The following is a 3900-nucleotide window of genomic DNA, read 5'->3' as shown; positions in this document are numbered from 1 at the left end:
GCGCAGGCTCCGGCCGCCGAGGCCCCTGCCGCCGCTCCGGAATCTGCTCCGGCAGGTGAAGGACACGACGTCACGCTGCCTGCCCTGGGCGAAAGCGTCACCGAAGGCACTGTGACCCGCTGGCTGAAGAGCATCGGCGACACCGTAGAGGTCGACGAGCCGCTGCTCGAGGTTTCCACCGACAAGGTCGACACCGAAATCCCGTCCCCGGTTGCCGGAACCCTCCTGGAAATCCGCGTCAACGAGGACGAGACGGCCGAGGTCGGCTCCGTTCTGGCCGTCATCGGTTCCGGCGCCGCGGCACCGGCAGCACCGGCGCCCGCTGCGGCCCCCAAGCAGGATGCAGCACCGGAAGCTCCCAAGCAGGAAGCACCGGCCGCCCCCGCCCCGGCAGCAGCACCGGAGGCTCCCAAGCAGGAAGCTCCCGCAGCGGCCGCTCCGTCAGCGCCCGCCGCCCCGACTGCAGCACCCGCCGCTCCGGCAGCCCCCGCGCCTGCGGCAGCAGCTGCCGCACCGGCAGAGTCCGGCTACGTCACTCCCCTGGTCCGCAAGCTGGCCAACCAGCAGGGCGTCGACATCGCGGCCCTCACCGGCACCGGCGTCGGCGGCCGCATCCGCAAGCAGGATGTGCTGGCAGCTGCCGAGGCAAAGGCAGCACCGGCCGCAGCCCCCGCCGCATCTGCGCCGGCAGCCGCCTCGACCACTGTGCCGACTTCAAGTGCTGCGTCCTCGCTGCGCGGCACCGTGCAGAAGGCCCCGCGCATCCGCCAGGTCATTGCCCGCCGCATGCGCGAGTCCCTGGACATCTCCACCCAGCTGACCCAGGTCCACGAGGTCGACATGACCAAGGTTGCCAAGCTGCGCGCCAAGGCCAAGAACTCCTTCCAGGCACAGAACGGCTCCAAGCTGACCTTCCTGCCCTTCATCGCCAAGGCTGTTGCCGAGGCCCTGAAGCAGCACCCGAAGGTCAACGCCTCCTACGACGAGGACAAGCAGGAGATCACCTACCACAACGCCGAGCACCTGGCGATTGCGGTGGACACCGACAAGGGCCTGCTGGTTCCGGTCATCTCGGACGCCGGCAACCTGAACCTGGCCGGCCTGGCCGGCAAGATTGCCGACGTCGCCGACCGCACCCGCAACGGCAAGATCGGCCCGGACGAGCTCTCCGGCGGCACCTTCAGCATCACCAACATCGGTTCGGTGGGCGCCCTGTTCGACACCCCGATCATCAACCAGCCGCAGGTTGCCATCCTCGGCACCGGCGCGATCGTCAAGCGGGCCGTAGTGGTCGCCGACGAGAACGGCGATGACTCGCTGGCCATCCGTTCGATGATGTACCTCTCCCTGACGTACGATCACCGCCTGGTCGACGGCGCCGACGCAGGACGCTTCCTGCAGACGCTGAAGGCACGCCTTGAGGAAGGCGCCTTCGAGGCCGACCTCGGACTCTAGGGTCTAGAAGCACACTGACGGCGACGGCGGTGCGGGCTCCGGTGGGAAACCACCGGGCGCCCGTGCCGCCGTCGCCGTTTTTGCTGTTCCTCCCGGGGCCGCGGCGGGTCCTACTACGGTGCGTAGAAGACTCTGGCTACACTGATGCCATGAACATCGTCTATAACGTCATGGTCTTCCTGCACATCATCGGCGCCGCCATGATTGTCGGCATCTGGATTGGCCAGATGAAGAAGCCCACCGTCCACCCGCGCCAGTTCGACGGCGCGATGCTGCAGCTGATCACGGGCATCATCATGATGGGGCTGATCCCGGTCCTGGACATGAACGCCAACTACGCCAAGCTCGGCGTCAAGCTTGTCATCGCCCTGATCGTCGGCGTCCTGGCCTTCATTGGCCGCCGCAAGTACAAGAAGGGCGAGCCGATCAGCAAGGGCCTCGCGAACAGCGTTGGCGGCCTGGCACTGCTCAACGTTGCGATCGCGACCCTGTGGCAGTAACCGGCTGACTGCACCCGCCATGACGGCGCCGCTCCCCCGCGAGGGTGCGGCGCCGCCGTCGCTTAACTGCCACCGTTAAGCCGTCAGTCGCCGGCGATGCAGAATTCGTTGCCCTCGGGATCCTGCATCACATCCCAGTGGAAGTCGCCGATGTCATTGCCCTCCACGAACCCGGCACCGAGGGACTCGGCGCGGGCGCGCAACGCCGCAGGGTCGGGCCCATGGATGTCCAGGTGCAGGCGCCGCCTGCCCTCCGTGGGGTCCTGGACCTCCTGGAAGGCCAGCTGCGGGGCCCCTGGGCCGGCGGGCTCCAGCCAGACGAACTGCTCGAAGCGCGAGGAGACGGCCGTACCCAACAAGTCGGCCCAGAACTGCGCCAGGCGCGCGGCGTCGACGGCGTTGACCATGATCGTGGCAATACGCGCCACGGGCGCCCCTGGCACCTGCGCATCTTCGGTAACTTCCATGACGACACTGTACGGGTCACAATCCTCTGACAGCGGAACCCCCGTGCGGCGGCCGCGCAGAATCCCTAGGATTGATCACGGCAGGCTCCGGCACCAGCCGGACCCCTGATTCACAACGACGTCGAGGAGTGGACATGGCTACAACACGCACCGCACACACTGTATGGAATGGCGACCTGATGACAGGCGCCGGCAACACCACCCTGGACAGCTCCGGGCTGGGCAACTTCGACGTCACCTGGAAGGCGCGCGCCGAGGCCGCCGAGGGCAAGACCAGCCCCGAGGAGCTCATTGCGGCAGCGCACTCCGCGTGCTTCTCGATGGCGTTCAGCAACGCCCTGGCCCAGGCCGGCCACACGGCCGAGGAGATCAACACCAAGGCTGACGTGACGTTCCAGCCGGGTACCGGGATCACCGGCAGCCACCTCACCCTGGCCGCGCGCGTCCCGGGCATTTCCGCCGACGATTTCCAGCGGCTGGCCGAGGAAGCCAAGACCGGCTGCCCCGTCTCCGCTGCCCTGACCGGCATCGAAATCACCCTGGACGCCACCCTGGCCTCCTAGCCCGGCCGCAGTACGACGAGGCCCCCGCCGCCCTGGGATATCCAGGGTGGCGGGGGCCTTGCCGTCTGTCCTGCTCGGACCGTCTGTGCGGGCCGCGCCCGGGAGCGCCTAGGCCTGGCCGGCCTGCTGGCGCGCAGGCAGCGGTGCGGGCCGGACCCGGCGGTAACCCTCGCGCAGCGGCGGACGGTCCGTGGGCAGTTCCTGGATCATTTCCTTCAGCGCCCCGATTCCGTACTCCAGTTGCGGGTCGGTTCCGGCGGCGTAGGCGTGCGGCGGGAAGGTCACCTCGATGTCAGGGGTGACGCCGAAGTTTTCCACGCCCCAGCCAACGCCACCGGCGAACCAGGTGGCGTAGCGCGGCTGGGTGACGCCGGTGCCGTCGGCCAGCGCGAAGCGGTTGTCGATCCCGACGACGCCGCCCCAGGTGCGGGTGCCAATGACGGGCCCGATCCCCCGCAGCTTGGAGACCTGCGTGATGATGTCGCCATCGGAGCCGGCGAACTCATCGGTGAGAATGATGACCGGTCCGCGGGGAGCGTGGTGCGGGTACGTCCGCGGCTTTTCCCCGCGCGGCATGCTCCAGCCGGTGACCTTGCGCCCGATGAGTTCGGCCACGAGCTGGGAGGTGTGGCCGCCACGATTGCGCCGGACATCGACGATCAGTCCGTCCAGTGCCGTTTCGGTGTCGAGATCGCGGTGCAGCTGTGCCCAGCCGTTGGCCATCATGTCCGGGATGTGCAGGTAGCCGAACGTCCCGTTCGAGGCTTCCCGGACAGTTCGCCGGTTGCCGGAGACCCATTCCTGGTAGCGCAGGCGCTCCTCGTCCTTGACCGGGACCACGGCCACGCGGCGCTGGGCGCCCGCGGCCGCACCATGGCCGGCGCCATTGCGCAGGGTAAGTTCCACGGCGCGGCG

5 protein-coding genes are annotated in these 3900 nt (G+C 68.6%); 3 read left to right on the top strand and 2 right to left on the bottom strand.

The window, feature by feature from the left end:
* Both sucB and Y706_RS0109565 read left to right on the top strand, forming a co-directional pair.
* On the top strand, positions 1 to 1455 hold a 1455-nt coding region (gene sucB / locus Y706_RS24670; RefSeq protein WP_043435767.1), incomplete at its 5' end, for a 2-oxoglutarate dehydrogenase, E2 component, dihydrolipoamide succinyltransferase.
* A gap of 149 nt (positions 1456 to 1604) precedes the next feature.
* Complete coding sequence (locus Y706_RS0109565; protein ID WP_028276422.1) at positions 1605 to 1955, top strand: hypothetical protein; 351 nt, start codon at positions 1605 to 1607, stop codon at positions 1953 to 1955.
* An 83-nt stretch (positions 1956 to 2038) separates the two neighbouring features.
* On the opposite strand, the gene Y706_RS0109560 is transcribed toward Y706_RS0109565, so the two are convergent.
* The gene (locus Y706_RS0109560; protein WP_043435764.1) at positions 2039 to 2422 is read right to left on the bottom strand and encodes a VOC family protein; all 384 of its coding nucleotides are present in this window, start codon (positions 2420 to 2422) and stop codon (positions 2039 to 2041) included.
* Between the two features lie 134 nt (positions 2423 to 2556).
* Between Y706_RS0109560 and Y706_RS0109555 the strand changes: the two genes are divergently transcribed.
* A complete protein-coding gene (locus Y706_RS0109555; protein ID WP_026266249.1) occupies positions 2557 to 2985 on the top strand; it encodes an OsmC family protein in 429 nt (142 codons plus the stop codon).
* A 108-nt stretch (positions 2986 to 3093) separates the two neighbouring features.
* On the opposite strand, the gene Y706_RS0109550 is transcribed toward Y706_RS0109555, so the two are convergent.
* Positions 3094 to 3900: S41 family peptidase (locus tag Y706_RS0109550; protein WP_028276420.1), on the bottom strand; the 807-nt coding region annotated here is incomplete at its 5' end.

This window comes from Arthrobacter sp. I3, assembly GCF_000520575.1.
Lineage (GTDB): Bacteria > Actinomycetota > Actinomycetes > Actinomycetales > Micrococcaceae > Arthrobacter > Arthrobacter humicola_A.
The sequence above is the reverse complement of the archived record's forward strand: the minus strand, read 5'-3'. Positions and strand labels throughout refer to the sequence as shown.